At 52.2% G+C, this 6,078-nt stretch carries 4 protein-coding genes; all 4 read left to right on the top strand.

Annotation, left to right across the window (positions count from 1 at the left end):
* Nucleotides 1–415: 415 nt before the first annotated feature.
* The gene (locus tag JW878_11130) at nucleotides 416–739 is read left to right on the top strand and encodes a hypothetical protein (GenBank protein ID MBN1763603.1); all 324 of its coding nucleotides are present in this window, start codon (nucleotides 416–418) and stop codon (nucleotides 737–739) included.
* 91 nt (nucleotides 740–830) lie between these two features.
* Nucleotides 831–1,832, top strand: a complete 1,002-nt coding sequence (locus JW878_11125; GenBank protein ID MBN1763602.1) for a flap endonuclease-1 — start codon at nucleotides 831–833, stop codon at nucleotides 1,830–1,832.
* A 196-nt stretch (nucleotides 1,833–2,028) separates the two neighbouring features.
* Entirely contained in the window at nucleotides 2,029–4,125 is a 2,097-nt protein-coding gene (locus tag JW878_11120; GenBank protein MBN1763601.1) for a hypothetical protein, read from the top strand.
* Nucleotides 4,126–5,781 (top strand): hypothetical protein, encoded by a 1,656-nt coding sequence (locus JW878_11115; GenBank protein ID MBN1763600.1) that lies wholly within the window; start codon nucleotides 4,126–4,128, stop codon nucleotides 5,779–5,781.
* The last annotated feature ends 297 nt before the right edge of the window (nucleotides 5,782–6,078 follow it).

The raw sequence follows: 6,078 nt of genomic DNA, 5'->3' as shown, positions 1-6,078 counted from the left end.
TTAATCCTCCTTTACAGAAAAAGAAAGAAAAGAGGACTCATAAAAACGAATACATCGATGTGTAACCTTTTTTGGTTTACTTAACACCCTGTCTCTATCCTTCCTCCGCGATTCTCAAAATCGTTGGTTGCCCCTCACTTGTAAAATGGGGGCGGCGACATGATCTAACATCGTGGATGTAGTTGAAGCGGAAGATTGAGCTCGACCCGTATCAATGTTTTTCCAGCACAACCAACCTCAGAAAAACTTTAAACGGGGAAAGCTACGAGGCTTTAGAGAGAAATTGACCCTTTCCATGTGTTCTCAAAATCATCGGGGGCCTTTTCATCCAATTAGTTGAGTTCCAATGAAAAAGAGCGAAAAGTTTATCAATCCTATCTATATTTATATAAACAGCGCATATATGAGATGTTGTGTGATAGAAAAAATGTCCGATGAAATAGTCGTAACTGAGGAGCTCGGAAGGGGTAAAGCATATCGTATTAAGATGGGTGATACTAATATTGTAGCTTTGAAATTGGAGGGTTTTAGAGCCCAGAACATTGGTGGCGCGGTAAGTACAATGGGAATTGGCGTAGAAGGAGAAAGAGTCGAAAGCAATGATTGGTTAATTCTGGTGAAAGATTCAGAGGGCGTTTATACAGACGACGTTTGGAAAAAGAAAGTTGCTAACGGTATCGCTAATGTGAGTGGTACTTATGTCGATAACATAACAATTTCGAACGTGCAATCCGAATAAGGACTGGAGATTCTTAAAAACTTCGCCCATATTTATACAGGTGGAGGAACAGGGGCCTAAATCTTAAAAATTACAGCCACCTCGACTGAAAATGGGAGTAAATATCGCGGAGCTGGTAGAGCCGCAAGAAGTACGTTTAGACGCGCTTGCCGGCAAGATCGTTGCGATCGATGCGTACAATACGCTGTATCAATTCCTGAGCATTATTCGCCAGCCGGATGGGACGCCACTGCAGGATTCCTCAGGGAGAGTCACATCGCATCTCTCAGGGCTGATATATCGCACGACGAACTTAATGGAGAAAGGTATCAGGCCGGTATTCGTCTTCGACGGTAAGCCGTCGGAATTGAAGACTGAGGTTATCAGAGCACGGTCAGAACGGCGAACGGAGGCGAGCAGGAAGTGGGAAGAAGCGAAGGTGCTGGCTCCCGAAGAGGCGTTGAAGTACGCAAAGGCATCCTCGCGCATTAGCGACACGATCGTAGCGGATGCGAAGACGCTCTTATCGTACCTCGGCATCCCGTGCGTGCAGGCGCCAACGGAGGGCGAGGCGCAAGCTGCTTATATGGTCCAGCGGGGTGATGCCAAGCTCGTTTCCTCGCAGGATTACGACTGCTTACTCTTCGGCGCACCGGTTATGGTACGGAATCTCAGCGCGCCGCGACGAAAGGCGCAGCCTGAACTCGTGTCGTTTCACGCGCTCGCAGAGAAGCACGGCATAACCCGTGAAGAGCTTGTTGACATCGCACTACTCATCGGCACGGATTTCAATCCTGGAATAAAGGGGATCGGGGTCAAGAAAGCGCTCAAACTGATCAAAGAGCACCACAGTATCGAACAATTACTGGCGGACTCGGCAATCGAAACGCGACCGATAGAGAATTACGAGCTCGTGCGCGCTATATTTTTGCAGCCCGAGGTGAACGAGTCGTATGAACTAACGTGGGGCGCGCTGGACGAGGCGAACGTGCTGGAATTCCTCTGTGACGAGCATGATTTCTCGGAAGAGCGCGTTAGTAAAGTTCTGAAGCGGATTGCACCACCACAAAAGAAACCAGGCGCGCAGCAAAAGAGCTTTGAGCAGTGGTTATAAGTGGTAATCGGTACTGCTACAGCCGCTTAATCCGGTTTCTTTCTCGGTTTAGTGAATCACAACAACAAAGGAGAGACTTAGGGCGTACTCTTTTTTTCAAATAGGACTGGCAAAAGCCCCTTATATAATAAAAACCTTGCAAAAGCGCCCTTTTAGACCGAAAAGCTTAAGTACGAGCAGAGAATACGTGCAGGTCATGCTAAATCTAAAACGATCTGTAAAAAATAGGACAGTTATTGGGCGATTAGCGGTGATTGCGATTGTAGTGACATTTCTGGCGAGTATTGGTATCGTGTGGCTGGGCGGAGCGAACCCGGATTCCGCGGGTGTTCCGCATCTGCTCAGCTATCAGGGCGTGCTGGCCGACAATCTCGGCGATCCGGTTCCCGATGGCACGTATCAGATGACCTTCAGCGTCTACGAGAACGCCACCGGCGGCAGCGCGCTCTGGTTCGAGACGCGCACCGTTCAGGTGACCGACGGGCGGTTCAGCATCCTTCTGGGCAATGTCACACCCATCCCCCCGGACATCTTTCTGAACGGTTCTGAGCGCTGGCTCGGTGTGCAGGTGGAGAGCGATGCGGAGATGACGCCCCGGCTGCGGCTGGCGAGCGTTGCCTACGCCTACGTCGCCGAGTATACCCGGAACCCGCTCGCGCCCGGGCAGGGTCTGGTGATCACGGATGCAGACGGCAACGTGACCCACCGGTTGAACGCCAACGGAACCTCGTGGCATGCGGGGCTGGAGACTTTCGACGGCGGCATCAACGTCACCGGACCGCATCAAAGCCCGCACTGGACGTGTACCATCACGGATAAAGGCTCGTATTACCGTGACGAGAACGGAGTCTTGAGGGAAGAAGCGCTTGCGGATGGCACGCACCGGCAATGGGACGAGAACGGAAAGAAAAGGTATGAAGCGTTCGTGAATGGCACTCGCAGGCAATGGGACGAAAACGGCGTCCTGAGGCGGAAGGAAAATGGGGATGGCGATTGCGAGCAATGGGACGAAAACGGGACGCTAAGGTATCGATATTATTTTCCAGCAAAGACGGAGAGGTGGGACGAAAACGGGACGATAAGGTATGAACGTATAGATATTGGGCCTCAAATAGCGGAATATTTTTACGACAAAAATGTTAAGTTGAGATATTTTGAGGCAGTGAATACTGAAGATAAAATTTCCTTTAAAGAGTGGAGAGACGAAAATGGTGATCTTGTGAGGAGTGAGGAGGTCGATTCCGAAACCGGCAAGAAGACAGTAAAAGATGGCACAGGCAAGGTCATCGGGACGGAGTCCATGAGCGGATCTTCATCTCAAACGGGCACCCACACCGTCCATACCGACGGTCAGGGCACTACGACTGTCACTACCGAAGGGGTGGAGGCCACTACTAGTGGTGGCGATAAAACCATCAAAATCAGTAGCACAAACGGCCTAGAGATTAGATCCACCGCAGGCTGGAAAGTGGTGAGAAGACCTCTCCCAGATCCGGATAATCTTGAGCCGGGTTATATTGAAGAATATTTTGATGAAAATGGCACTAAGCGCAAGGAGGTGCGTGCTACGGGGGGTGGCCCAGGGGATGCGGTATTTACTCATATAGAGTACGATCAAGCCGGTAACGTTGTGAAGATAACAAAGAGTTATCCTAATGGGCAAACAATTGTGACAGACGGCGCAGGCAACGTCATCAGGACAGAGTCCATAAACGGATCGTCATCGCAAACGGGCAAACATACCTACCAGGCTACAGGTTCCAACAAGAAAGTGGAAATCGGTCCCAATGCACTAAAAATGTACAATGCAGCGGGAGATCTAACGGCGGAGGTTTCTAGCGAAATTGGTTGTGCCTGGTTTGAAGGTAAAGGTGAATTTGCTGATGACGTCGAGATTGATGGCAAACTCACTGTCCACAATGGTCTCACTGTCGACGGCGGCACGAAAAGCGCCGTGGTTTCGACCCGGAATTACGGCAACCGCACCACGTACTGCGATGAGTCCGCCGAGGTTTATTTCTTCGATCGCGGCGAGGCACACCTGGACGGCGGCGTGGTGACTATCGAGCTTGACCCGATCTTCCTGGAGACCGTTACGATTGACGATACGCGTCCAATGCTCGTCCAGATAACGCCGACCGCCGAGTGCAACGGCCTGTACGTCTCTCAGCGCACGACGACTAATTTCACTGTACGGGAGCTCCAGAGCGGCAGCTCAGACGCAGGTTTCATGTGGGAAGTCGCGGCGAAGCGAATTGGCTATGAGGATACGAGGCTGGCGGAGGCTAACTGAGTGAAGAGCATGAAGCAGCACAGAGCCTTTCCCGTGCTCCTGCTTGCGCTCGCGCTCTGCCTCGCTACTATTGCAGGCGCACAGCTCTCAGAGCACTATGACCTGACCTGGAACGCGTTAGGCGGTGGTGGCGGTGGCGCTATGGACTCGTCCAGCTACACGATGAGCGGCACCATTGGCCAGATTATCGGGCTCTCGGGCAGCAGCACCTACCAGCTTGGAACGGGGTACGAAACCGTTCTCACCTCCGCACCGGTCATTCACGCGAATAAAACAGTCCGTGATCCCGAGAACGGGACCTGGGTGAAGGATTTAACGGCGACGAGCATCAACGACACGCTCCGGTTCAGTTGCACGATCACGAACACGGGGACGAGCAATCTGAGCAATCTCACGCAGCTCCGATTCTGGGATGTGCTCGATTGCAGCCTGGAGTACGCCGGCAACGCGACGCTGAAAAACGCGAGCGGCACAGAACATGCAGTAACACTACCGTGCGCGCCAGAAGAATACTGCTTCAAGCAGAAGGTGCTGCACAATACCTCCTGGGACCCCTATGCGCCGTTAGGAACGGAATTCCTGGAGTTATGTCCTGGCGTCGGGAACCATTACGTGCTGGAGCTGCCGGATCACTGGGAAGATACAAATAACGACAGCCGACTGAGCGCATGCGATCAGATCTACATGACCACAATGCCGGGCGCCTGGTACCACGTCGATAACGGTCCCTACACGCTTAACGTCACCGATGTCGAAACCGGCGAGAGCAGCTACCTCGATTCCGTGCTTGATTACGAAGCCATAGCCCTGAGCGCACCAACACATACCGAATGGGTCGAAGTCTGCGGCTGCAAGGACGAATGCACCGTGGAAAGCTGGACTGACGATGGCGATCTCAATTTGAGTGCGAATGACACCATCCTGCTGCGGAACGCGCGAACGGGCGAAGCGGCAGAGTACACAGTGGCCGACGTTACAATTGACCTCGTGGTCAGCAGGGAATGGGAGATCGACGTGCTTTGGGGCGATTCTCTGACACTCGAACCGAATGAAAGTGTGCGAATCGAGTACGACGCCACGGTCCTACGCTGCGGTGTGGACCGGAATACCTTCCGTGCGAAAGGCGTGTCGGACGGGAACTGGACGTACAGCAACGAGGACTTCGTGTCCATTACGGTGCTCTGTCCGTCAGGCGATGCCGCTGATGACTCCGGCTCCGTGAAAAATGAGTTCCTGACCGGGGAAGACGTGTATGCCAAGGGAAGCGGCTTCACACCGGGCACGCATGTGGACATCTACATCGTTGATGACCGCAAATGGGTCGGTGGCGAGCTGATCACCAACTATACCGTCTATGCAATCGCTCCGAACATTTTAACGGACGGAGACGGGAACATCGGCGTTGATACACCGCTCGTGGTGTGGCAGGATCCCGTTCCTGGTGAGTACGACATGGTCTTCGACGCGAACCAGAACGAAGTCTATAACGATGGTATCGATGCAGTCGACCATCCAAATCATCCGGGATTTTCCGTTACCAATCCTGTCGATGTAATAAGAGCACCACTGCTCGCGCCTCTGGGGCTCGCAGTACTCATAGGGCTGCTCAGCCTCATCGCGACAAGCACACTGAAGGGTAGAAGGCAGAAGAGGTGAGTGAGCTTTTTTTCCCTCCTCCCCCTCTCTTTTTTCCTTTCCTCTTTTTTTGCTCGTAACGTAAGAGACAGACGCAGGAAATTCGACTTTTTATGCGCGTTTTGAATCCCGGCCTGCAATCGAGAGCGGTCCCGGTTGATTTTATAGTCAAAAACCAAACAATTCATACTTAACACCCTCGCCTAGAAACCGCTCGATCCAGCCATGCGTGAAACTAAGCCGTGATGAAAATTCCTCAAAATGCTTTCGGATCAACCGCTTCAAGTGGGTGAGGTCAACGATGAATGTCTGAGAGAT

This window comes from Methanomicrobia archaeon (assembly GCA_016930255.1).
Lineage (GTDB): Archaea > Halobacteriota > Syntropharchaeia > Alkanophagales > Methanospirareceae > JACGMN01.
Note: the sequence above shows the minus strand (reverse complement) of the source record. Positions and strands in the feature narration are given on the sequence as shown.